This window comes from Ferrovibrio sp. MS7 (genome assembly GCF_038404985.1).
Classification (GTDB): domain Bacteria; phylum Pseudomonadota; class Alphaproteobacteria; order Ferrovibrionales; family Ferrovibrionaceae; genus Ferrovibrio; species Ferrovibrio plantarum.
Map to the genome: position 1 here is coordinate 668,164 of NZ_JBBKBA010000001.1, position 23,703 is coordinate 691,866.

Here is a 23,703-nt window from a genome sequence, read left to right on the forward strand (position 1 = left end):
ACCCTGCCTTGGTCCGTTCGGCGCCGCCTTTGCGGCTTTCCCAGGCAACATGTCCATGGCGGCTAGATGTCCGAGCCGGTGGTGTTGGCGCCCGCCAGCATCATGCCTTCACGGCGGGCATCGCCGAAGCGGCAGCCGCGCAGGTCGGCCTCGCTGAAATTGGCCCGGCTCAGGTTGGCCGGCCAGTTGCGGCCCGTCGGCCGGCCGGCGGGATCGCGCAGCGGCACCGCCAGGAAGCGGGTGCCGCGCGCCTTGACCTTGGTCAGCACCGAGCCGGCCAGGTTGGCGCCATCCAGCACCGCGCCATCCAGGTTGGCGCCATTCAGGTTGGCTTCCGAAATATCGGCCAGCGTCAGGTCGGCTTCGGCGAGCTGCACATTATGCAGGTCGGCGCCGCGCAGCATGGCGGCGCGCAGATCGAAGGCGGAGAGATCGAGGCCGATCAGCGAGCGGCCGCCGAGATCGAGCCGGGTACCGCTGGCGCCGTTGGTGTTGATCCACACACTATGGGCATCGATCAGCGGCTGCAGCCAGTCGGGCAATTCGCTGTTCGGGCGGCGGCGCACCGCGCCGGAAAGATCGGCGCCGTCGAGGTTGCATTTCGAGAGATCGACATTGCGCAGGTTGGCGCCGGAAAGATCGGCGCCGGTGAATTTCGCCCCCACCACCTGGGCACCGACCAGATTGGCCTCGCGCAGCTTGGCGCCGGAGAAATCCGCGCCTGAGAGATCGGCACCGGCGAGATTGGCGGCGAAGAGATTGGAGCGCGGGAAGGTAGCGTTGCCGGCGGATGACAGTTTGAGCAGCGCACCGGAAAGATCGGCGCCGGAAAAATCGGCGCGCTCGATCTGGGTGTTGCTCATGTTGGTCGGCCGTTCCTCTGATTCCTCGCGGCCATTCACCAGGCGCAGGATCTTGCCCGGGCGCAGATCGGCATCGCGCAGGATGGCATCGTTGAGCCGGGCATTGCTGAGGTTGACGCCGCGCATGTCGGTGCGCACGAAGCTGCAACCGGAGAGATCGGCGCGGCTGAAATCGACGCCCTGCAGATTGGCGGCATCGCAGCGCGAGCCGCGCAGCATGGCATCGGTGAGGGTGCAGCCGGTGAGGATGGCGCTGCGCAGATCGAGGTTAAGCCCAGAGAGGCCGGAAAGATCGATCATGCGCATGACGATGCGCTGGCCGGCCGGCAGATTGGAGGTGAAGCGCGCATGCGCCGCCGCCGCCTTCAGGAAGGAGCGGATATTCGGATTCTGATTCTGGGCAGCATTGCCCGCCGGTTCTAACGCCATCGCCCTTCACGCCTACCCAAACAGCGACCGGCAACACCGCCGGTCCGCCGGGGGCATGGCTGCTCATGCCCCACTGGGTTGAATATCGAGAATCACCCTGCTGGTCACAAGAATTATTGCAGTCGACAAAGGTATAAAATTCACAGGTTTTATGCGGCCATGGCAATTCGTGGCGATTGGTCGTATTTCGTCATATTGATCAGCTTCCATGCTGTCTCGCATTCTCATGCGGACGGTATCAGGCAACGGGTAGCGTTATCTCGGCAAAGGTGCCCTGGCCTGGCTTGCTCTGCAACCTCAGTTCGCCATTTTGTGCTTCGAGCAGGCGTCGCACCGCATGCAGGCCCAAACCGGTGCCGCGTGCCTTACCAGCATTGGAACCTCGAAAGAAGCGTTCACCAAGCTGTGCCAGGTCGTCGGCCGGAATGCCGATGCCCCGGTCGGCGATGCCGATAATGGCCACGCCGCCCTGCCGCCCCAGGCTGAGCGCCACCGGCTGCCCGGCGGCAGAGTATTTCAGGGCATTGTCGATCAGGTTGGCGCAGATGGTGGCGATCCAGTCCGGGTCGCCGAGTGCCGCCAGGTCATCCTCGCCCGGCGCCACGCTCAAGCTCAGGCGTTCGGCATTGCCGGCGCCGACATCGCGGCAAAGCTCCTGCAGCAGGGGTTTGAGCTGCACCGGTATGCGCCGACCGGCACTGAGGCCGCCTTCCAACTGCTCATTGGCCAAGAAGGTATCCATCAGCCGCCGCAGCCGCCGCCCGGCGCCTCGGATCGCCTCCAGCCGCTGCAGCACGCCCTGACCGGCCTGGGGCAGCAGGTTTTCCAGCATCTCGGCGGCGCGGTCGATCACCGCCACCGGGGTGCGGAAATCATGCCCCACCATGTCGATGAACAGGCGCTGCTCGCGGCGCAGATCGCCCTCCTTTTCCAGCGCCGCGCTGAGCTGCGCCTGCAATTGCCGCCGCGTCTCCACCTCGTTCGCCAAGGCCTCGTTGCGCCGGGTGAGTTCATCCAGCAGCCGGCTGCCGACCAGCGCCACCAGGGCGATGAAATGCAGCCCGGCATAGATGATGGTGCTCAGCACCCACAGCACCTGCTCCGGCTCCAATTGCCAGGAGGCATCCGGCGGGCGCAAGAACTGGGCATGGAAGGCACGCAGCAGCGAGGTGCCGCCATGCGCCAGGTTCAGCGTCACCAGCGCCCAGCGCAGGGCCGGCCGGATATTCGTGGCCGGAATCATGTTCAGGGCGGTGACGATGGTGATGATGCCGATGAAGCCGGTAAGCGCGACAATGCGGATGGAAACATTCCCGGGCACCAGCAGCAGCAGCAGTGGCCAGGTGATGGCGGTGACGCTGACCATGAGCCAGGCGAACCAGCGCAGCGAGGGCCGCCCAACCAGTTGCATCATGCCGACCATCACCGTGGCATAAGCGATGATGATCATCAGGTTGGCGGCGCAGATGATCAGGAAGCCGGGCGAGACTTCGCGCACGGCATGCAGGATTGCCCCAAGCGCTGCAGCAGCAGAGCCGAGCATGATGTTGCGCACGCCCGGCATGTCGCGCACGCCACGGCGCAGCGCGAACCAGCCGGCGGCCTGAACCACAAGCTGCACCAGCAGCACCAGGTTCATGGTCAGCAGATCGATCTTCATTCCCGGCTCATTTTTTTGTTTTCGTTTACGCCCTTAGCCGGTCTGTTCCGGTACCCGGCAGGGCAGCCGCAGCACGGCAAGGCGGCCCGGCCCGGCAGCGGTACCGCTGAGCAATTCGCCGCCTTGTGCTTCCAGCAGCCGGCGCGCGGTGATCTCGCTTAAAGATTCGCCATCGGTTGCCGGGGCATTGCCTTCGAGGATCAGTTCAGCCGTCGTCTCGCCCGCCGCTGTCACGCTCTGGTGCAGCACCAGCTTGAGCGGCACCGCCTGCGGCCCGACGCCATGCAAAGCCGCATCCACCAGACTGGCAATGGCAATGCGGGTGAGATCGGGATCGCCCTGCACCAGGCAATGCTGCGGCAGGTCGAGATCGATCCGGGCGGCCTGCTGCTCGTCCAGGCCGACATGCCATTCATCAAGCTGATCGGCGAGATCGAAGCTTTCGCGGCGCGGTTCGCCGAGCCCGCTTTGCAGCCTTTCCTGCGCCAGGAAGGCATCGATCATCAGCCGCAGACGCTGGCCCTCGTTGCGCATCGCCGCCACTTCGCCAAGCTGCGGCGCCGCTTCCGGCTTGGCCGACAGTGTGATGCCGATCATCTCGGCGGCGCGGTCCATGATCGCCAGCGGCGTGCGGAATTCATGGCTCACCATGTCAAGGAAATGCCGCTGCTCGCGCCGCGCCGCACTTTCCTCGGCCAAGGCAGCGGCCAGTTCCGCCTGCAACTGCCGGCGCTGGTCGGCCTCGCGCAGTAGCATCTCGTTCTGCTGCACCAGGGCATAGGCCAGGCGACTGCCGAGCAGGGCGACGATGCCGATGAAGAAGAAGGCGGCGTAGAGGATGAATTCCAGGTAGAAGACGCTGCGGATGCCGGCCGGCACCAGGCTGCTGCCGGTGAGGATTTCCTCCAGGCCATCGATGAAGCGGAAGGCGGAGAAGGCGGCATGGAACAGGTTGAGCGCCGCGATCAGGCCGCGTATCACCTTCGGCGCCTGCTGCGCACCCCAGGCCTCCCGCGCACAGGCCAGCGCGATACCCATGCCCAGCACGGCACCGATGGCGCCGATCCAGCCCACATGGCCCGGCACAAGCAGGGCATAGAGCGGCCAGGCGACCAGGTTGATCGCATAAAGCCCGACGCCGATACGCCAGGGCCGCGGCCGGTCGGCCATATCGGCAACCGCGAACAGCGTCAGCACCAGGCCGCCGACGCCGAGATAATTCGCCAGCACATCGCTGAGCCAGACACTGACCTCGCCGCGCAGGCTGAGCAGCAGCAGGCCGGGCACGAACAGCAGCGAGGAGATGAAGGAGATTTTCACCCCCGGCGTATGCGGCTGGTTGCGCCAGATCAGCAGCCAGCCGATGCCCTGCAGCAGCAGCACCGCCGCCAGCACCACCGCGAGCGTCTTTTGATCAAGCAGCATGGTTTCCGCTCCTGTGCAGATCCGCGGCCTGGGCTTCATCGCGAGCACCTGGCAGCGGCAGATAGACCGTGAAGATGGTGCCCTGGCCGGGCTGGCTGTGTACCGTGAAACGCCCGCCATACCACTGGATCAGGCGCGCGGCGCTGAACAGGCCGAGTCCCGTGCCGGGAATGGTGGCGGCATTGCCGGCACGGAAGAAACGCGTGCCGATGCCGTGCAGATCCTGCGCCGGAATGCCGATGCCGCGATCGGCGACGCGGATTTCGGCTTCCTCGCCGCTGATCGAAAGGCTGAGCGCCACCGGCTGATCCAGGGGAGAGTATTTCAGCGCGTTGTCGATCAGATTGGCCAGCGCCAATGACAGCATCGCGGCATTGGCCTGCACCTGTACCGGGGTTTCCGGCAGGCGCAGATGGATGCGGCCCGGACGATCCGGCGGCTGGCGCTGTTCAGCAAGGTCGCTGAGCAGGGTGCCAAGCTCGACTTCGCCCTGCGGCTGCTGCGCCAGATGTTCGCTGACTTGGCGGTCAAGCAGGAAAGTGTCGATCAGGGTGCGCAGGCGCTGCGCCGCCGTGACAATGGCATGGGCGCGGTTGGCAATCGCCGGGTTCTGTGTCAGCGCCTCGGCGCGGTCGATCACATGCAGCAGCGGATTGCGGAAATCATTGGCGATACGGGCGATGAAGCCATGCTGTTCGCGCCGCAACGCCGTTTCCTGCGCCAGTGCGGCATCGAGCTGGCGCTGGATATCGGCGCGCTGCTGCAATTCGCTGACCAACTGGTCGTTACGCTGGCGCACATTCCTGTGCAACTGCAATCCGAGCAGCACACCGAAGGTGATGCTGGCGGCGATGGTGGCAACGATATTCTCGCAGGCCCAGACCAGGCGGCTGAGCGAGGGATCCATGACACCTTCATGCACCGTGTCGCCGATGCCGGTAAGGCCGCGCCCGAGGCTGAAGAAGCCATGCAACGCCCAGGCGCTGACGAAAACCGCACGCATATTCTGCGGCAGGTTGGACTGCCACAAGGTCAGCGACATGCCAAAGGCCAGGATGGCGAGCAAGGGCGTGTTCAGCAGGGTGCGGTAGCCGCGCTCATCGGGCCAGAAGCCGAGCAGCACCGGCCATACCAGCACCACTACCGCGACACTGACATAGACCAGCCTGGTCTGGCGCGGGCGGTGCAGCAGATCGGCATGGGCGAACTGCATCAGCCCGGCAGAGTAGATGAAGATGACATTGGCGACATAGCTGGAAAGCCATGGCGAGACCGCGTCGCGCAGCACCAGCAGCACCACGCCGATACCGTTGAGCACGATCGAGGCGGTCCACACCGCCAGGCCCGGCTGCTTCGGCTGCACCCGCCATACGATCGCCCAGGCAACGCCATGGATCAGCATCAGCGCCGCTTGCACGATCAACAGGGTGCGCAGATCCAGCGTCATCATGCCCCCTGCTGCAACGGCAGATGCACGGTGACCTGCGTGCCCTTGTCAGGCTCGGAGGAAACCAGGAAACGGCCGCCATGGAACTGGATCAGCCGCGCCGCGCTGAACAGCCCCAGGCCCGTGCCCTGCACCTTGGCGGCATTGCCGGCGCGATAGAAACGCTGGCCGATGGCGGCAAGGTCGCTGGCCGGGATGCCGATGCCGCGATCCTGCACCGTCACCACCGCCTCGTCACGCTCGCGGTGCAGGCGCACATCCACCGCTGCATCGGCGGCCGAGTATTTCAGCGCATTATCCACCAGGTTGCCGAACACGATGGCCAGCATGGCGGCATCGCCATGGGCCATCACCGGCAGCTCGGGCGCTGCGAAGCGCAGCCGCTGCTCGGCATTGGGCCGCCCGCCGGGCCGGCTATGATCGCGCAGCAGGTCATGCAGCAGCACTTTCAGGTCCACGGCATCGTGGCGCATCTCGGCAATGCCGCTGCGGATACGGCGCTCGAGCAGGAAGGTACGGATCAGCAGCTTAAGCCGCGCATTGGCGCCGCCGATGGCATCGAGGCGCGGCATGATACGCTCGCGGAATTCTGCCGGTGCCGCGCGCAAAGCCTCGGCATGGCCGGCGATGGCGCGCAGCGGGCGGTCCAATTCCTGCCCCATGCGGGTGACGAATTGCTGCTGCTCGCGCCGCATGCTGGCTTCGCGGCTCAAGGCACCGCGCAACTGCACCTGCAGCATGCGCTGGGTGGCGATGATCTCGGTCAGTGCCTGATTCTGGTTCTGCTGGTCCCGGGTCAGGCGGATGCCGAACAGCATCGCGAACACCACCGAATAGACGAACAGCGCGATGGTATGCTCAAACGACCAGAATACGTTGAAGAAATTGCCGATCAGGTAGGAGGTGCCGTCCGGCGTCAGGGCGCCATAGACGCCGCGTATTGCCAGCGCTATCGCATGGAGCACCGCCAGCACCAGCACCGGGCCGCGCGCGCGCCACCCAAAGCTGGTATCAACCAGGATCAGCCAGGCGACGCACAGAAACTGAACGCCGGCGAACAGCGCGTAGAACACGATGCGGATGCCGATATCGTCGGGTCGCGTGATCCAGAGAAACGACCATAGCAGCAGGGTCAGCAGCGACAGGCCATAGAGCAGCAGGCGCGGCCTGGGCTGGCGCAGCAGGTCGGCAATGGCGAAGATGGTGAAGCTCTGGCCCAGGATCACCAGCGTGTTGGCCAGCACCACGGAGAGCCAATCGCTGATCATGCCGCGCAACGCCACCAGCACCAGGCCGGCGGCGATCAGCACGATGCCGCCGGTCCAGGGCCGCAGGCCAGGCAGCCTTGGATGCGCCAGCCATATCATCACCCAGGACAGGCTGGCAGCCGCGGCCAGCAGGCTGGTGACGAATAATATGGTGCGGGTATCCAGCATCAGGCTGCCACCGCGGTGGCGTCGTGCAGCGGCAGATGCACGGTGATGCGCGTGCCCTGTTCGGGCACGGAATCGACCAGAAAACGACCGCCATGGAACTGGATCAGCCGCGCCGCGCTGAACAACCCGAGGCCGGTGCCGGGCACATTGGCGGTGTTGCCGGCGCGGAAGAAGCGCCGCCCGATGGCGCCGAGATCGCGTTCGGGAATGCCGATGCCGCGATCCTGCACGATCACCACGGCTTCGTCATGATCGCGGCTGAGGCTGACCTCCACCACCGCATCGGCGGGAGAGTATTTCAGCGCATTGTCGATCAGGTTGCCGAACACCACCGCCAGCATGGCGGCATCGCCGCGCGCCGTCACCGCGCCATCGGGCAGTGCCAGCTTCAGCCGCCATTCCGCGCCGGGCCGCCCGCCGGGCCGGCCATGTTCGCGCAGCAGATCGGTGAGCAGGACGCCCAGATCCACCGGATCGCGGCGCATGTCGCCCATGCCGCCCTGAATGCGGTGGTCGAGCAGAAAGGTGTCGATCAGCATGCGCAGCCGCCGCGCCGCGCTGCCAATGGCCTCGAGGCGAGGGGCAATGGTCGCCTGCAGCGGCTGCGGCACATCGCCGAGCCGTTCGGCATTGCGCACAATGCCACGCAGCGGCTCGTCGAAATCCTGGCTGACGCGGGTGATGAAACGCTGCTGCTCGCGGCGCAGGCCGGCCTCGGTATCCAGCGCCGAGCGGAGCTGACCCTGCAGGCCGCGCTGGGCATCTATCTCTTCGGCCAGGACCAGATTGCGGCGCTGCAGGTCGGCGGTGAGGCGGGCACCAAGCAGCACCGCAAAGCTGACGGTAAAGGCGATCACCGAGATGGTATTCTCGAACGCCCAGAAGATATTGATGGCCGTGCCGCGCAGATAATCGGCGCCCTGGCTGAGCAGTGCCCCGCTGATGCCATGCAGCAGCAGCACGCAGGCATGGAAAATCGCATAGGCGATACCGGGCAGGCGCTGCAGATAGGGCAGCGTGCGGTCGCGCAGCAGCATCCATGCCATGGCGCAGTAGATCGTCAGCACCAACAGGGCATAAATCGCCTGGCGCAGGCCCAGTTCGTCCGGCCAGCCGAACCACAGGATCGGCCACAGCACCACCACGATGCCGGTGATACTATAGCCGAGGCGCAACGGACGCGGCCGGCCAAGCACATCGGCGAAGGCGAAAATCATCAGCACCTGGCCATGCACCGCCAGTACATTGCCGACAATCACCGACAACCAGCCATCGACCACGCCGCGCAAGGCCAGCAGCACCAGGCCGACGCCGGCACAGACCGTGGTCAGCAACCAGGTACGCACACCCGGCAAATGCCGTTGTCCCAACCAGACCGGCAGCCAGGCAAGGCAAACGCCGATGGCGAGGACAAAGGTAGTGAAAATCAGGGTGCGGACATCAAGCATCGCCCGCAGATATAGCACAGATTTCCGCCCGAACAGTTACCGGGGTTGTGGCCGGCAGGGCTGTCGGGCGGGTCGTGTAGCGCCCCCTACAGGGGGGCGATGCGGCTGAAGGCCGGGGCGCGTTTCTCGCGGTGCGAGGCCAGGCCCTCACGGGCATCCGGACCGCCGAAGCCGAGCATTTCCAGCGCCAGCGAGGCATCGAAGCTCGGCCCGGCCATGCGCAGCCAGTTGTTCAGGGCATATTTGGTCCAGCGCACGGCGGTCGGCGAGCCGGCGGCCAGCTTCTGCGCCACCTCCAGCGCCTTCGGGTAGAGTTCGGCTTCGTCGACACAGAGCGACACCAGGCCGATCCGCTCGGCCTCTTCGCCGCTCACCGGTTCGCAGAGCAGCAGATGATACTTGGCCTTGGCCATGCCGCAGAGCAACGGCCAGACGATGGCGGCATGGTCGCCGGCGGCGACGCCAAGCCTGGTATGGCCATCAATGATGCGGGCATTCTTCGCCGCGATCGAGATATCGGCCAGCAGGCCGGCGACCAGTCCGGCGCCCACCGCCGGGCCATGCATGGCGGAAACGATGGGCTTGGAGCAGTTGATGACGTTGTAGACCAGGTCGCGGGCTTCCTTCCAGGTCCGCGTCACGGTGTCGAAATCCCGCGTCATCTGCTCCACCATGGCGAAATCGCCGCCAGCCGAAAAGCCGCGCCCCTCGCCGCGCAGGATCACCGCCGCCACATCCGGGTCGGCATCCACCACGCGCCAGATTTCGGCCAGTTCGCGATGCATCACCGCATCGGCGGTGGGCAGCTTGCCGTCCTTGGCGATCATGGTGATATCGAGCACCCGGTCGGCCGGGCGGCCGATGCGGAGGCTGCTGAATTCGGCGTAACGATCACTCATTTTACTTGGCCTTTCCTGCCTTATGCGCCTGGTATTCGGCCACTGCGTCCATGGCGCGGGCGGAATAGACCATGGCGGCGCCGGCATTGATCGAAATCGCCACGCCAAGCGTTTCGGCGATCTCGGCCTCGGTCGCCCCGGCCTTCAGCGCGGCGGCAGTATGCACGGCGATGCAGCCGTCGCAGCGCAGCGAGATGGCGGCGGACAGGGCGATCAGCTCGCGCATCTTGTCGCCCAGGCCGCCGACCTGCTTGCCGGCGCCGCTCATGGCGCGGTAGCCGGCCACCATGTCGGGGTTGAGCTGCGCGATCGTGCCGACAGCCCCCGCGAGCTGTTTGCGATACTCGTTCCAGTCCATCATGCTCATGGCGCTTCTCCCGTTTCCGTGTTGTGACAGCATCTTGACCAAGCAGGCGGCCCTGGTCCAGAGGCCGGGCTTTAGGTATTCTCAGCCAGGTTTCCCCCGTATTTCAGGCTCAGGAACAGGCACCATGGAACATCTGTTGGAGAAGGCGATTTTCGGCAGCCGCTGGCTGATGGCGCCGTTCTATCTCGGCCTCTCCTTTTGCCTGGTGCTGCTGCTGATCAAGTTCGGGCAGGAATTGCTGCATGTCACCCCGGCGGTTCTGAGCATGACCGAGTCCGAAGTGGTGCTGTCGATCCTGGCGCTGATCGACCTCTCGCTGGCCGGCAACCTGCTGCTGCTGGTGATCTTCTCCGGCTACGAGAATTTCGTCTCCAAGATCGATGTCGCCGACCACAAGGACCGCCCGGAATGGATGGGCAAGGTGGATTTCTCCGGCCTCAAGCTTAAGCTGCTGGCCTCCATCGTGGCGATCTCGGCGATCCAGCTGCTGCGCGCCTTCATGAACATCAATTCCATCGACCAGGTGCACCTGGCCTGGCTGGTCGGCATTCACATGGCCTTCGTGGTTTCCGGCGTGCTGCTGGCCTGGATGGACCGCCTGACCGAGTCCAACAAACACTAGGACAACCCCTCATGCGGCGGCGATATGTATTATTGCTGCCGCTGCTAATGCTCGCGGCCTGCGCCGATAGCGCACCGCCGCCGGCCCCCGCGCCCGATCTGTGGCGCGAGATGAAGGATGCCGGCTTCGCGCAGCATCGCGGCGGCGTGCCGCATACCGACCGCCTCGGCCTGTCGCGCCAGAGCCTCGACCCGGCGCGTTCGCTGCTTCCGCTGGTGCTGGACAACGCCATGGTGGATTACCAGCGCGGGGTGCGTTTCGGCTTCGCCAATGCCGCCGCCGCCGGCTTCAATGCCGTGGCGCCCTGGGTGCAGCAGCCGCGTGAGGCAGTGCTGCAGGCCGCCGCCGGTTCGCGGCTGCTGGCGGTGATGCCGCGCGCCCGCCCAGGCGAAACCGATGCCATCGAAATCGACGACATCGCCTGGTTTGATCCGGCCAATATCGACCTGGTGCGACTGATGCCGTTTCGCAGCAACAGCGCGCCCAGCCTCGGCGGCAGGGAGGGCCTTGCCGCATTGCGCGGGCGCGTGGCGGCGGAAAGCGCGAAAGCCCGGCCGCTGCCGGTCTGGGCGGTGCTGCAGGCTTTCGCCATGCCGAGTGACCAGCGCCGCCTGCCGACGCCGCAGGAAGCCCGCGCGCTGGCCTATGGCGCCTTGGCGGAAGGCGCCAGCGGTCTGGTCTGGTTCGCCGAGGACAGCTACGCCAGCCGCAGCATCGGCGCGCTTGGTATCGCGGCCGGGCCGCCACTGGATTACGGCATCCAGGTTTTCGACGAAACCAGCGCCAAGCCGCTGAAGCCGACACCCAGCGAGGTTGCTGCTGCCGGCAGCCTGTGGCAGGCGATCAGCCGCATGAACCGCGAGCTTGAGCGCCTGACGCCGGCTTTGCTGAGCCCGACGGCACCGTTCGATTACCGCGTGCGGCTGCTGCCGCTGGATGCCGGCGTGCCGGCCGATGCGATGCCATCAGAAGGCCCGCCGCTGCGGCTGCTGCTGAAAAGCTTCGATGGCCGCTACACGCTGCTGGCCGCCAATATCACTGACCGGCCATGGAAGCTGAACCTGCTGCTGCCGCAGCCGATGCGCCGCATCGAGCGCTGGTTCGATACCGATCCACCGCCAGCCCTGCAGCGCGGCGGCACCGAGATCGAGGAAGACTTCCCGCCCTATGCCGTGCGGGTCTACCGGCTGTCGCCTTGAATGCAATTACAACGCGTCGTCATGCCCGCACAGGCCCGAAGGGCCTCGGCGGGCATGACGATGTTTTCAATCCGCTTTGAGCCAGATCGGCTCCTTGAGCTTGGCGATGAACTTGGCATGGGCTGCCAGTTCTTCCTCGCTGGCGGCATGGGGGCGCACGGGCCGCGCCGGGCCGCGCGGCGCCGCGACAGGGGCCAGCGCCATCGGATCGTTGTCGAGCCCGGCAAGGCTCAAGCCCTGCTGGCGGCCGCCGACCAGTTCGAGATAGACCTCGGCGAGCAATTCGGCATCGAGCAGCGCGCCGTGTTTGACGCGGCCGGAATTGTCGATGTTGAAGCGGCGGCAAAGCGCATCGAGCGATACCTGGGCGCCGGGAAATTTGCTGCGCGCGATCCGCACCGTGTCGATGCTGCGCGCCAGGCCGATGGCTTCCCGGCCCAGCCGCTTCAACTCGGCATCGAGGAAGCCGATATCGAAGGCGGCATTGTGGATCACCAGCGGCGCATCGCCGATGAAGTCGATGAACTCATCGACAATGGCTGAGAAAAGCGGCTTGTCGCGCAGGAATTCTTCCGAGAGGCCATGCACGCGGAAGGCTTCTTCCGGCATGTCGCGTTCGGGATTGACGTATTTATGGAAGGTCTTGCCCGTCGGCAGATGATTGATCAGCTCCAGGCAGCCGATTTCCACCACGCGGTCACCTTCTTCCGGCCGGATGCCGGTGGTTTCGGTATCGAGCACGATTTCGCGTGACATGGTTCAAGCCTTTCCGGTCAGCCGCGCCACCAGGGCGCGCACCTGTGCTTCCGTGCTGGCGATGTCGGTGCCGGTATCGATCACCGTATCGGCCAGCCGCCGCTTTTCCGCATCCGGCACCTGCTTGGACAGAATCGCGGCGAATTTCTCTTCCGTCATGCCTGGCCGCGCCAGCACGCGGAGACGCTGCTGTTCCGCTGGCGCGCTCACCACCGCCACATGGTCGATGCCGGCCTGCGCTGCGCTATGGCCGCGTGCCTTGAGGCCCTCGAACAACAACGGGATATCCAGCACCACCAGTTTTTCAGCCCGCGTCTCGGCGGCTTCGAGGAAATCCTGCCGCACCTGGCCGACCAGCGGATGCACGATTGACTCGATCTGTTTCAGGCAGGCCGGATCGCGGATCACCTCTGCTGCCAGCACGCTGCGGTCGATGCCGCCGTCTTTCAGTGCTGCGGGAAAGGCTGCCGCCATCGGCGCTACAGCTGCACCACCCGGAGCATAGAGTTCATGCACTGCCGCATCGGCATCGAACAGCGGAATGTTCAACTTGCGGAACATGGCGCCGACCGTGGATTTGCCCATGCCGATGGAGCCGGTGAGGCCGAGCCGGATCATGCGTTCATCACTTTCACATCGTAGCGCATCATGTTGGCGTCGCGGGTCACCAGGGTCAGCCTTTCCACCCGCGCCTGCGCCACCAGCATGCGGTCGAAGGGATCGCGGTGCAGCAGCGGCAGATTGGCATATTCGTTGATATGGGCACGCTCTAAGGAAAGCGTGGTGATATCGAGATTGCGCAATTCGGCGTCTATATCACCCGGCACCGTGAGCTTGCCCAGGGCTGATTTGATGGTCATCTCCCACAAGGAGATCAAGCTCACCACCAATTCGTTGTCACGGTTGGAGAGAATATCCGCCGCTGGTGGCGACAGACGATCCTCCATGCTGTGGATGAGGATGTTTGTATCCAGCAGATAGCGCATCAGACATCGCCGTCCGGGAATATCTTGCTTTCCAGGAAATCACGCTCGATTTCGGCATCTGCCTGGTCATAGTCAGGCGCATACCAGACCTTGCCACGCCAAGCACCGAACTGGCGCCGCTTCGGCTTCTCCACAGCTTCCGGCACCGGCACCAGCCGCACTTCCGGCAGGCCGGCGCGGGCGATGATCACCTCTTCGCCATCCTTGGCCGCCTGGATCAGCTTCGACAGATTGGTCTTGGCTTCGTGGATGTTGACCTTGATCGTCATGCCGGCATGTTAGCTAACTTAGCTGAGCTAGTCTAGCTTAGCTAAGTTAGCTAAGCCTGGCAGGTCAGTCCGCCAGCACCGCCTCGCGCAGGCCGGGGGTGACTTCCGGCGCCACCCCGAACCAGGATTCGAAGCCCGGCCGACCCTGGTGCAGCAGCATGCCAAGGCCGTCCACTGTGGCCAGGCCACGGCCCCGCGCCTGGGCCAGAAGCCCAGTCTCCAGAGGCACATAGACGATATCGTTGACCACCGCCGAGGCCGGCAGGGGGGCAAGATCGAGTTCCAGCGGCGGCTGCCCGGCCATGCCTAAGCTGGTGGTATTGACCAGCAGGCCGGCACCTTCCAGGGCCAGGGGTGCCGCCGCCCAGTTGGCCACCGAGATCGGACCTCCAATCGCTTCAGCCAAAGCCTCGGCGCGGTCCACCGAGCGGTTGACCAGGGTGATGCCCGGCACGCCTTCATCCAGCAGCGCGATGCAGATGGCCCGCGCCGAGCCGCCTGCACCGAGCACCACCGCCGGAGCGGCCTTGGGCTGCCAGGAAGAGGCGCCGCTTTTCAGATTCTCGATGAAGCCGAAAGCATCGGTGTTCCGCCCATGCAGGCTGCCATCGGGGCGCAGCGTGATGGTGTTCACCGCGCCGATGCGGCGGGCGCCGGGATCGATCTCGTCCAGGAATGGCATCACCGCTTCCTTGTGCGGAATGGTGACGTTGACACCGCGAAAACCTTCCGCCCAGCCGGCACGCAAAGCCGCCATGAATTCGGTCAGACCCTCAGGCGGCACCGGCAGGCGGTCGTAACGGCCTTCCAGGCCATAATGCTTCAGCCAGTAGCCATGCAGTTTCGGCGAACGCGAATGCGCCACCGGCCAGCCGATGACGCCGGCACGCGGCACAGCCTTATCGCTGCTGATGGGCGGTTCACTGCTCATGAGCGGACAATCCCGTTATCGCGCAGGAACACCAGCAGCGGCAGCAAGGGCAGGCCGAGGATGGTGAAATAATCGCCCTGGATGCGGCTGAACAACTGCACGCCGAGACCTTCGAGCTGATAGGCGCCGACCGAGCCAAGCACGGCTTCGCCGGCCTGCGCCAGATAGGCATCGAGGAAGCCATCGGAAAAATCCCGCATGGTGAGCGTGGCGCTGTCGATATGCCGCCACACGATGCCGCCCGCGCGCGCCACCACCACCGCCGAGATGAGTTGATGCGGCTTGGCCCGCAGGCTCTGCAATTGCCGCTTTGCCGCCGCCATGTCAGCGGGCTTGTCGTACCATTGCTCTTCACAGACCAGCATCTGATCGGCGGCGATGATGAAGCGCTGATCGCCTTCGAGCTGCGGCAGCCGCGCCACGCGCTGCGCTTTCAATTCGGCCAGGGCTTCCGCCACCTGGCGTGCCGGCGCCTGCTCGGCTTTCAGCGCCAACTTGATTTCCTCTTCATCGATCCGCGCTGGCAGCGCCTCGATCTCGAGGCCGGCCTGGCGCAGCATCGCGACGCGCGCCTGACTGGCGGAGGCAAGAATCAAACTCACGGCAGATACTCCGTTAGAGGCAATCGCCGCCGGATTGCTGCTCTTTGAGCTGCTCCTGGCGCTTGGCATAGAGATTGAGGATCGCGGCAGCGGTTTCCTCAATCGAACGGCGCGTCACGTCGATCACCGGCCAATTGTATTTGCCGCAGATTTTCCGCGCCTCGGCGACTTCGGCGCGTACCTGCTCGATATCGACATAATCGGTTTCGGCCTGCTGGTTCATGGCAATAAGGCGATTACGCCGCACCATCACCAGGCGGTCGGGCGAGGTTGTAAGCCCAACCACGAAAGGCTGGCAGGAGCCATGCAATTCACCGGGCAAAGACAAGCCAGGCACGATCGGCACATTGGCGGTCTTGTAGCCGCGGTTGGCAAGATAGATCGAGGTCGGGGTTTTTGATGTGCGTGACACGCCGACCAGCACGATATCGGCCTTGTCGATATCCTCGGTATGCTGGCCATCATCATGGGCGATGGTGAAATGCATGGCATCGATGCGGGCGAAATATTCGGCATCGAGTTCATGCTGGCGGCCGGGCAGGTTGCGTGCCTTTTCGCCGAAATACTTGCCCATGGCATGGATCACCGGATCCAGCACGGCGATATAGCCGATGCGGTGCTTGGCGCAGCCCTTCACCAGGGCATCGCGCAATTGCGGATCGACCAGGGTGAACAGCACCAGGCCACCGGTCTTGGCAATGGCATCCACCGTGCGCTGCATCTGCGCCGCCGTGCGCACCAGCGACCAGCTATGGATCTCGACTTCTTCCTGGGATTTCTGGAACTGCACCAGGCCAGCGGTGGCGACCGATTTCAGGGTCTCACCGGTGGAGTCGGACACCAGGTGAATATGCGGTCTGCGCTGGGCGACGGTATCCGGCGACAAGATTGCAGCTCCGTATCCGGCCTGTTGATAAACGGTATAACGGGGATAAGCCGGGGGTTATCCACGCCGTGACCTTTTTCATGCCCGCTTAGGTCAAATTCTGCAAGCAACGCCCCCGCTGCCGGCTGAATCCTTTACCCCCCTGTGGATAGCGGGGGAATGCCACCAAATCGTCACCCTGCTGTCGTTATCCAAGTTATCCCCGGCTTTAACCCGCTGGAATCCTTGGGAGTCGCACAAGTTACTGCAGCAATTTGGCTTTTCACCACATTTAGGCAACGGCTCCGGGATGGAATCCGGCATAGGTGACGGGTGACAAGGAATTCCCGTTATTCACCGGACCCACCACATCTCCAACTCTTTCTTTTTAAAATTAAATAGGAAAGGAATAAGGCCATGAACACGGCCCTTCCCCCAAGTCCCAAGCCCTTTCTCCGCGCCCTGAACGGCGAGCCCCAGGCCCGGCCACCGATCTGGCTGATGCGTCAGGCTGGCCGCTACCTGCCGGAATACCGCGCCACCCGCGCCCAGGCCGGCAGCTTCCTGGACCTCTGCTACAATCCCGACCTTGCCACCGAAGTCACGCTGCAGCCGATCCGCCGCTTCGGCTTCGATGCCGCGATCCTGTTCGCCGATATCCTGCTGCTGCCGCATGCGCTGGGCCAGGGCCTGACCTTCAAGGAAGGCGAGGGGCCGCTGCTGGAGGCCATCCGCACCGAGGGCGAGTTGGTGAAGCTGAACCCGGGCAACATCCACCAGCGGCTGGCCCCGGTCTATGAAGCCGTGGCACGGATCAAGGCGGCCCTGCCGCCCGAGACGACGCTGATCGGCTTTGCCGGCGCGCCCTGGACGGTGGCGACCTACATGCTGGAAGGCCGTGGCGGCAACGACCAGGCGGCGGCCAAGATGTGGGCCTATGGCAACCCGAAGGGCCTCGACCGCCTGCTGGCCCTGCTCGCCGATGCCACCGTCGAGTATCTCGACCGGCAAATCCAGGCTGGTGCCGAGGTCGTACAATTATTCGATACCTGGGCTGGTGTGCTGCCCGATGAACCGTTCCAGCGCTGCTGCGTGGTACCCGTGAAATCGATCATCAGCCGGCTCAAGGCGAAGCATCCGGGCGTCAAGGTGATTGCCTTCCCGCGCGGCGCGGGGGTGAATTACGCCGGTTTCCAGACCGCCACCGGTGCCGATGCGCTGGGCATCGACTACACCCTGCCGCTCGGCTGGGCCCGCGACCATCTGTGGAGCCGCGGCACCGTGGTGCAGGGCAATCTCGATCCCCGCCTGCTGCTGGCCGGCGGCAGCCTGCTGGCCGAGGCGGTGCAACGGTTACTCACCACCTTCCAGGGCCGCAATTACGTTTTCAATCTCGGCCATGGCATCCTGCCGGAAACCCCGGTGGCGCATGTCGAGCAACTGCTGGCCCTGGTGCGCGGCGCCCATGCGGCGGCGTGACCTGCCATGAAACCTGAGCAACCATGAAAACCGCCGTCATCCTGTTCAATCTTGGTGGCCCGGACAGTCCGGCGGCCGTGCAGCCGTTTCTGTTCAACCTGTTCAATGATCCGGCGATCATCCGGCTGCCCGGTTTGCCGCGCTGGCTGCTGGCCAAGCTGATCTCGCGCCGCCGCGCGCCAGTGGCACGGGAAATCTATGCCAAGCTGGGGGGGCGATCGCCGATCCTGCCGGAAACCGAAGCGCAGGCGCGAGCGCTGGAAGCTGCCATGGGCCCGGATTACCGCTGCTTCATTGCCATGCGCTACTGGAAGCCTTTCGCCGCCGATGCCGCGAAGGCCGCGAAGGACTGGGGTGCCGAGCGTCTCCTGCTGCTGCCGCTCTACCCGCAATTCTCCACCACCACCTCGGCCTCCAGCCTGCTCGACTGGAAACGCGCCGCTGCCGCTGCTGGCCTCGAGCTGCCGACCGCGACGATTGGCTGCTACCCCACCGAAGCAGGCTTCATCGCTGCGCAGGCGTCATTGATCCGCGACAAGCTGGCACAAGCCGGCGGTCAGCCATACCGGCTGCTGTTTTCAGCCCATGGCCTGCCGAAGAAGATCATCACCGCCGGCGATCCCTATCAGTGGCAGGTGGAGCAGACGGCGGCAGCGATTGTCGCGGCACTCGGTATCCCTGATCTCGATTGGCAGGTTTGCTACCAGAGCCGGGTCGGGCCATTGGAATGGATCGGCCCGGCCACCGATGCCGAGATCGAGCGCGCCGGCCGCGATGGCAAGGCCATCGTGCTGGCGCCCATCGCCTTTGTCTCGGAGCATTCCGAAACCCTGGTGGAACTGGACATCGAGTATGGCGAGCTGGCCCATGAAAAAGGCGTGCCGGCCTATCATCGCGTTGCCACCGTGGGCATTGCCCCGGATTTCATTCAAGGTCTGGCCCGGCTGGCGCGCGGCGCGGTGTATGATGGCTCGGTCTGCAGCCAGGAAAGCCGCCGGCTTTGTCCGACAAATTTCAGCGGCTGCGCCTGCCGGTCGTGAGAGTAAAAGCTTTGAGAGGTAAGGATTCCCATGCTCTATGACTGGCTTAAGGCGCTGCATGTGATCAGCGTGATCGCCTGGATGGCGGGCATGCTCTATCTGCCCCGGCTTTACGTTTACCATGTCGATGCCGAGACCAGCTCGAAGCAATCTGAAACCTTCAAGGTAATGGAGCGCCGGCTGCTGCGCGCCATCATCAACCCGGCAATGCTTTCGGCTTGGATTTTCGGGCTTTTATTGGCCTGGCAGGGCAATCACTGGTCGTCCGGCTGGTTTCACGGCAAGCTTTTGCTGCTGCTCGGCATGCAGTTGATCCATGCCGGCTATGCCCGCTGGCGCCGGCATTTCGCTGAAGATGCAAATATTCACACGGCGCGTTTCTACCGGGTGATGAATGAAGTCCCCACCTTGCTGATGATCGGCATTGTGATACTGGTCATAGTGAAACCTTTTTAAACCCAAGTATGAGCGATTAAACCAATTCGCACTTGCGAATGAACCGCGCCGCCCTATTAATGGCGCCATGCAAAATCATACTTCTCCCCGCTCCGCCATCGCCGCCGCCCTGGCGCTGATTGCTTCCCTTGGCTTTACCTCGACGGCCCTGGCCCAGATGGGGCCGGGCGGCCCGCCGCCGGTGACGGTGGCAAAGCCGGTGGTCAAGGATATCGTCGAGATGGACGAATATACCGGCCGCTTCGAAGCCTCGGCGAGCGTGGACGTGCGGGCACGGGTGAACGGCTTCATCGACAGCATGCCGTTCAAGGAAGGCGCCCAGGTCAAGGAAGGCGAGCTGCTGGTGGTGATCGACCGCCGGCCGTATCAGGCCAGCCTGAACCAGGCCCAGGCCAGCCTCAACGCGGTGCAGACCCGTGTCGACCTGGCCAAGCTGGAATTCGAACGCTATGAGCGCCTGGCGCGCAGCGGCACCGCCGCCGAGGCCCAGCTCGACCAGCGCCGCCAGGCCCTGCTCTCGGCCCAGGCCGATCTTGCCGGCGCCCGCGCCGCGGTGGAAACCACCCGCCTGAACCTGAGCTTCACCGAGATCCGCGCGCCCATCGCCGGCCGCATCAGCCGCAAGCTGGTGACCGAAGGCAACCTGGTGCGCGAGAACGAGACCCTGCTGACCACCATCGTGGCGCAGGATCCGATCTACTTCTATTTCGACATCGATGAGCGGTCCTTCCTGGCCTATCAGCGCCTGGCCCGCGAGGGTGCGCCGAGCAGCAACGGCAATGGCGGGCGTTCCTTGGAAATCGCCATCGCTTTGGCCGACGAGAAGGGCTTCCCGCATAAGGGCAACCTCACCTTCACCGATAACCGCCTGGATGCCGCCACCGGCACCATGCGGCTGCGCGCCACGCTGGAAAACAAGGACCTGTTCCTCACCCCTGGCCTGTTCGGCCGCATCGCCGTGCCGGGCAGCCCGAAATACCGTGGCGTGCTGGTGCCGGATGAAGCCATCCTCACCGATCTCGGCCGCCGCTTCGTCTATGTGGTGGAAGCCGATGGCAGCGTGCGCCAGCAGCCGGTAAAGCTCGGTTCGCGTACCGACAATTACCGCATCGTCCGCGAAGGCCTGAAGGGTGAAGAGACCGTGGTGATCAATGGCCTGCAGCGCGTGCGCATGGGCGGCGGCAAGGTGACGCCGATGCCGGTGCAACTGCCCGAGACCTGGGCCGGCCTGATGGCCCTGCCGCAGCCTAAGCCTCCTGGCGGCGGCGCCGCGCCGGCGAAGCAGTAAGGCAGGCAGCCATGAAATTCGGTCATTTCTTCGTCGACCGCCCGATCTTCGCGGCGGTCGTCTCCATCGTCACTGTCATCCTCGGTGTCATCGCCTTCCGTTTCCTCCCCGTCACGGAGTATCCGGAAATCGCGCCGCCGCAGATCAACGTCACTGCCGCCTATCCCGGTGCCGATGCCGAGACCGTGGCCCGCACCGTGGCGACGCCGATCGAGCAGGAGATCAACGGCGTCGAGAACATGCTCTACATGTCGTCGTATTCGACGGCCAACGGCGTGATGCAGCTCACCATCACCTTCCGCCCGGGCACCAACCTGGATACCGCCCAGGTGCAGGTGCAGAACCGCGTCTCGATTGCCGAGCCGCGCCTGCCGGAAGAAGTGCGCCGCCAGGGCATCACCACCAACAAGCAGGCCGGCGACTTCATCATGGTCGTGCATCTGCTCTCGCCCGATAAGCGCTACGACGAGCTTTACATCGCCAACTACATGCAGATGCGCATCCGCGAGCAGCTGCTGCGGCTGAACGGCGTCGGCAATGTCATCGTGTTCGGCGGCAGTGAATACTCGATCCGCATCTGGCTCGATCCGGACCGGCTGTCGTCCTACGGCCTTGCCGCCACCGACGTGGTGCAGGCGTTGCAGGCGCAGAATGTGCAGGTCTCGGGCGGTACGCTCGGCCAGCAGCCGGCGCCCGACAACAACGCGCTGCAGGCCATCGTCACCACGCAGGGCCGCTTCGAGGATGTGCGCCAGTTCCGCGAGGTGATCATCAAGTCCGGCAGCGGCGGCCGCCTGGTGCGGCTGCGCGATGTCGCCCGCGTCGAACTTGGCGCCAAGGATTACAACAGCCGTTCCTATCTCGACGGCCAGACGGCAGTGGCGCTTGGCATCTTCCAGCGCCCCGGCACCAACGCGCTGGAAACCGCCCAGAGCGTCATTAACCGGATGAACGAGCTGAAGCAGGATTTCCCGCCGGGCCTGGAATACACCATCGTCTATAACCCGACCGAGTTCATCGCCCAGTCGGTGGACGAAGTGTACAAGACGCTGATCGAAGCCATCATCCTGGTCGCCCTGGTGGTGCTGGTGTTCCTGCAGAACTGGCGCGCGGCACTGATTCCGATCCTGGCGATTCCCGTGTCGCTGATCGGCACCTTCGCGCTGATGCTGGCCTTCGGCTTCACGCTGAACGTGCTGAGCCTGTTCGGCCTGGTGCTGGCCATCGGCATCGTGGTCGACGACGCCATCGTGGTGGTGGAGAATATCGAGCGCAACATTGCCGAGGGCCTAAGCCCACGCGATGCCGCGCATGAGACCATGGATGAAGTGGGTACGGCGGTGATCGCCATCGCCGTGGTGCTCTCGGCGGTGTTCATCCCCACCGCCTTCATCCCCGGCATCTCCGGCCAGTTTTACAAGCAGTTCGCGCTTACCATTGCCGGCGCCACCATCCTCTCGGCGTTCAACTCGCTCACGCTGTCACCCGCCTTGGGTGCCATTCTGCTCAAGGCGCATGCCAAGCGCGATGCCGGCTACAAGCCCGGTTTCTTCGGCCGGCTGGCCGGCGGGTTCAATACCGGCTTCGAGAAGATGAGCAATTCCTATGCGCGCGGCATCAACGGCATCGTCAAGCGCCGCCTGCTGATGCTCGGCTTCTACGGTGTCCTGGTGGCGGCGACGGTATTCCTGTTCCGCACCGTGCCGCAGGGCTTCATTCCGCCGCTGGATCGTGGCTATGCCATCGTGGTGATCCAGTTGCCCGATGGTGCTTCGCTCAGCCGCACCGACGAGGTGACGCAGAAGGCAACCAAGCTGATCGAAGGCACGCCGGGTGTGGCCAACGTGGTGGCGATTCCGGGCTTCAACGGCGCCACCTTCACCAATGCGTCGAACGCCTCGGTGATCTTCACGCCGTTCACCAAGTTCGAGGAACGCCTGCCGCAGGGCCTTACCGCCGATGTCATCATCGGCCAGATGATCGGCAAGCTGATGCCGATCGAGGAAGCCTTTGTCATCGCCATCCCGCCGCCGGCCGTGCCGGGTATCGGTTCGGGTGGCGGTTTCAAGATGCAGTTGCAGAACCGGACCTCGGATGACGTGCGGCCGCTGCTCGCCGCTGCCTATCAGATGATGGGCCGGGCGCAGCAGACACCGGGCGTCACCGGCGTGTTCACCACCTTCTCGGCTTCCTCGCCGCAGGTCTTCCTCGAGATCGACCGCACCAAGGCGCAGATGCTGAATGTGCCGCTAAGCAGTGTATTCCAGACCCTGCAGGTCAATCTCGGCTCGGCCTATGTGAACGACTTCAACGCCTTCGGCCGTATCTTCCAGGTGCGTGCCCAGGCCGACCAGCAGTTCCGCCTCGACCAGGACCACATCCTGAATCTCAAGGTGCGCTCGGCCAGCGGCGATCTGGTGCCGCTGGGCAGCATTATCGAGATCAAGGAATCCTCCGGCCCCGACCTGATCCAGCGCTACAACATGTATGTGTCTGTGCCGCTGCAGGGCAACACGCCGCCCGGCGTCTCCACCGGCCAGTCGCTCAGCGTGATGGAGAATCTGGCGGCCAGCGTGCTGGAGCCGGGCCAGGGTTTCGAGTGGACCGAAATCGCCCTGCAGGAACGCATGACCGGCAACACCGCGCTGTTCGTGTTCGCGCTGGCCATCGTGTTCGTGTTCCTGGCGCTGGCGGCCCAGTATGAAAGCTGGGTGCTGCCGCTGGCGATCATGCTGATCGTGCCGATGAGCATGCTGTTCGCGCTCGCCGGTGTGAAATTCACCGGGCTCGACAACAACGTGCTGGTACAGATCGGCCTGGTGGTGCTGATCGGTCTGGCGGCGAAGAACGCCATCCTGATCGTGGAATTCGCCCGCCAGCTCGAACATCAGGGCAAGAATACGGTAGAGGCGGTGGTGGAAGCTTGCCGCCTGCGCCTGCGCCCGATCCTGATGACCGCTTTGGCCTTCATCCTCGGCGTGCTGCCGCTGGTGACGGCGTCGGGTGCCGGCGCCGAAATGCGCCGCTCGCTCGGCACCGCGGTGTTCTACGGCATGATCGGCGTCACCCTGGTGGGCCTGTTCCTCACCCCGGTCTTCTACGTGGTGCTGCGCCGCTTCACCAGCGCACGCAAGGTGCAGAACGCCGCCGTGACCCATCCCGGCCCGGCGGAATAAGCCGTAAAGCCTTAAGCCAAACGAAACAGCCGGCGGGTCAAACCGCCGGCTTTTTTCATG

At 64.5% G+C, this 23,703-nt stretch carries 22 protein-coding genes; 7 read left to right on the forward strand and 15 right to left on the reverse strand.

Annotated elements, in window-relative coordinates; all coding sequences use genetic code 11:
- Positions 1–62: 62 nt before the first annotated feature.
- From V6B08_RS03085 to V6B08_RS03120, 8 genes are all read right to left on the reverse strand, one after another.
- A complete protein-coding gene (locus V6B08_RS03085; protein ID WP_341978000.1) occupies positions 63–1,292 on the reverse strand; it encodes a pentapeptide repeat-containing protein in 1,230 nt (409 codons plus the stop codon).
- A gap of 238 nt (positions 1,293–1,530) precedes the next feature.
- On the reverse strand, positions 1,531–2,952 hold the full coding sequence (locus V6B08_RS03090) for a sensor histidine kinase (RefSeq protein WP_341978002.1): 1,422 nt from the start codon (positions 2,950–2,952) through the stop codon (positions 1,531–1,533).
- Between the two features lie 33 nt (positions 2,953–2,985).
- On the reverse strand, positions 2,986–4,377 hold the full coding sequence (locus tag V6B08_RS03095) for a sensor histidine kinase (RefSeq protein ID WP_341978003.1): 1,392 nt from the start codon (positions 4,375–4,377) through the stop codon (positions 2,986–2,988).
- Complete coding sequence (locus tag V6B08_RS03100; RefSeq protein WP_341978005.1) at positions 4,367–5,827, reverse strand: sensor histidine kinase; 1,461 nt, start codon at positions 5,825–5,827, stop codon at positions 4,367–4,369. The genes V6B08_RS03095 and V6B08_RS03100 overlap by 11 nt, the downstream gene beginning before the upstream one ends.
- A complete protein-coding gene (locus V6B08_RS03105; RefSeq protein ID WP_341978007.1) occupies positions 5,824–7,260 on the reverse strand; it encodes a sensor histidine kinase in 1,437 nt (478 codons plus the stop codon). The genes V6B08_RS03100 and V6B08_RS03105 overlap by 4 nt, the downstream gene beginning before the upstream one ends.
- A complete protein-coding gene (locus V6B08_RS03110) occupies positions 7,260–8,708 on the reverse strand; it encodes a sensor histidine kinase (protein WP_341978009.1) in 1,449 nt (482 codons plus the stop codon). The genes V6B08_RS03105 and V6B08_RS03110 overlap by 1 nt, the downstream gene beginning before the upstream one ends.
- 86 nt (positions 8,709–8,794) lie before the next feature.
- Complete coding sequence (locus V6B08_RS03115; RefSeq protein WP_341978011.1) at positions 8,795–9,607, reverse strand: enoyl-CoA hydratase/isomerase family protein; 813 nt, start codon at positions 9,605–9,607, stop codon at positions 8,795–8,797.
- A gap of 1 nt (position 9,608) precedes the next feature.
- A complete protein-coding gene (locus V6B08_RS03120) occupies positions 9,609–9,974 on the reverse strand; it encodes a carboxymuconolactone decarboxylase family protein (protein ID WP_440588790.1) in 366 nt (121 codons plus the stop codon).
- A 124-nt stretch (positions 9,975–10,098) separates the two neighbouring features.
- Here V6B08_RS03120 and V6B08_RS03125 point away from each other — a divergent pair, with 124 nt between their 5' ends.
- Together V6B08_RS03125 and V6B08_RS03130 are read left to right on the forward strand one after the other, a co-directional pair.
- Entirely contained in the window at positions 10,099–10,596 is a 498-nt protein-coding gene (locus tag V6B08_RS03125) for a TIGR00645 family protein (protein WP_341978013.1), read from the forward strand.
- Between the two features lie 32 nt (positions 10,597–10,628).
- Positions 10,629–11,795, forward strand: coding sequence for a hypothetical protein (locus V6B08_RS03130; RefSeq protein ID WP_341978015.1), 1,167 nt, complete (start codon positions 10,629–10,631; stop codon positions 11,793–11,795).
- A 66-nt stretch (positions 11,796–11,861) separates the two neighbouring features.
- Here the strand turns inward: V6B08_RS03130 and dnaQ are convergent, their stop codons facing one another.
- The 7 genes from dnaQ to V6B08_RS03165 all read right to left on the reverse strand — a co-directional run bounded on the left by dnaQ (position 11,862) and on the right by V6B08_RS03165 (position 16,225).
- Positions 11,862–12,551, reverse strand: a complete 690-nt coding sequence (gene dnaQ, locus V6B08_RS03135) for a DNA polymerase III subunit epsilon (RefSeq protein ID WP_341978017.1) — start codon at positions 12,549–12,551, stop codon at positions 11,862–11,864.
- 3 nt (positions 12,552–12,554) lie between these two features.
- Positions 12,555–13,169: a dephospho-CoA kinase gene (gene coaE, locus V6B08_RS03140; protein WP_341978019.1), complete on the reverse strand. Its 615-nt coding sequence runs from the start codon at positions 13,167–13,169 to the stop codon at positions 12,555–12,557.
- Complete coding sequence (locus V6B08_RS03145) at positions 13,166–13,537, reverse strand: type II toxin-antitoxin system VapC family toxin (protein ID WP_341978021.1); 372 nt, start codon at positions 13,535–13,537, stop codon at positions 13,166–13,168. Before V6B08_RS03145 ends, coaE begins: the two co-directional genes overlap by 4 nt.
- Complete coding sequence (locus tag V6B08_RS03150) at positions 13,537–13,806, reverse strand: type II toxin-antitoxin system Phd/YefM family antitoxin (RefSeq protein ID WP_341978023.1); 270 nt, start codon at positions 13,804–13,806, stop codon at positions 13,537–13,539. Before V6B08_RS03150 ends, V6B08_RS03145 begins: the two co-directional genes overlap by 1 nt.
- Before the next feature lie 64 nt (positions 13,807–13,870).
- Positions 13,871–14,737: a shikimate dehydrogenase gene (locus tag V6B08_RS03155; protein WP_341978025.1), complete on the reverse strand. Its 867-nt coding sequence runs from the start codon at positions 14,735–14,737 to the stop codon at positions 13,871–13,873.
- Positions 14,734–15,339 carry a Maf family protein gene (locus V6B08_RS03160; protein ID WP_341978027.1) on the reverse strand — a complete coding sequence of 202 codons (606 nt, stop codon included), beginning with the start codon at positions 15,337–15,339 and terminating at the stop codon, positions 14,734–14,736. The genes V6B08_RS03155 and V6B08_RS03160 overlap by 4 nt, the downstream gene beginning before the upstream one ends.
- 13 nt (positions 15,340–15,352) lie before the next feature.
- A complete protein-coding gene (locus V6B08_RS03165; RefSeq protein ID WP_341978029.1) occupies positions 15,353–16,225 on the reverse strand; it encodes a pyruvate, water dikinase regulatory protein in 873 nt (290 codons plus the stop codon).
- A 396-nt stretch (positions 16,226–16,621) separates the two neighbouring features.
- On the opposite strand from V6B08_RS03165, the gene hemE reads away from it, so the two are divergent.
- From hemE to V6B08_RS03190, 5 genes are all read left to right on the forward strand, one after another.
- Positions 16,622–17,683 (forward strand): uroporphyrinogen decarboxylase, encoded by a 1,062-nt coding sequence (gene hemE / locus V6B08_RS03170; RefSeq protein WP_341978031.1) that lies wholly within the window; start codon positions 16,622–16,624, stop codon positions 17,681–17,683.
- Between the two features lie 23 nt (positions 17,684–17,706).
- A complete protein-coding gene (gene hemH / locus V6B08_RS03175) occupies positions 17,707–18,723 on the forward strand; it encodes a ferrochelatase (RefSeq protein ID WP_341978033.1) in 1,017 nt (338 codons plus the stop codon).
- 30 nt (positions 18,724–18,753) lie between these two features.
- Positions 18,754–19,179 (forward strand): protoporphyrinogen oxidase HemJ, encoded by a 426-nt coding sequence (gene hemJ, locus V6B08_RS03180; RefSeq protein WP_341978035.1) that lies wholly within the window; start codon positions 18,754–18,756, stop codon positions 19,177–19,179.
- A gap of 67 nt (positions 19,180–19,246) precedes the next feature.
- On the forward strand, positions 19,247–20,467 hold the full coding sequence (locus V6B08_RS03185) for an efflux RND transporter periplasmic adaptor subunit (RefSeq protein WP_341978037.1): 1,221 nt from the start codon (positions 19,247–19,249) through the stop codon (positions 20,465–20,467).
- 11 nt (positions 20,468–20,478) lie between these two features.
- The gene (locus V6B08_RS03190; protein ID WP_341978039.1) at positions 20,479–23,643 is read left to right on the forward strand and encodes an efflux RND transporter permease subunit; all 3,165 of its coding nucleotides are present in this window, start codon (positions 20,479–20,481) and stop codon (positions 23,641–23,643) included.
- Positions 23,644–23,703: the final 60 nt, after the last annotated feature.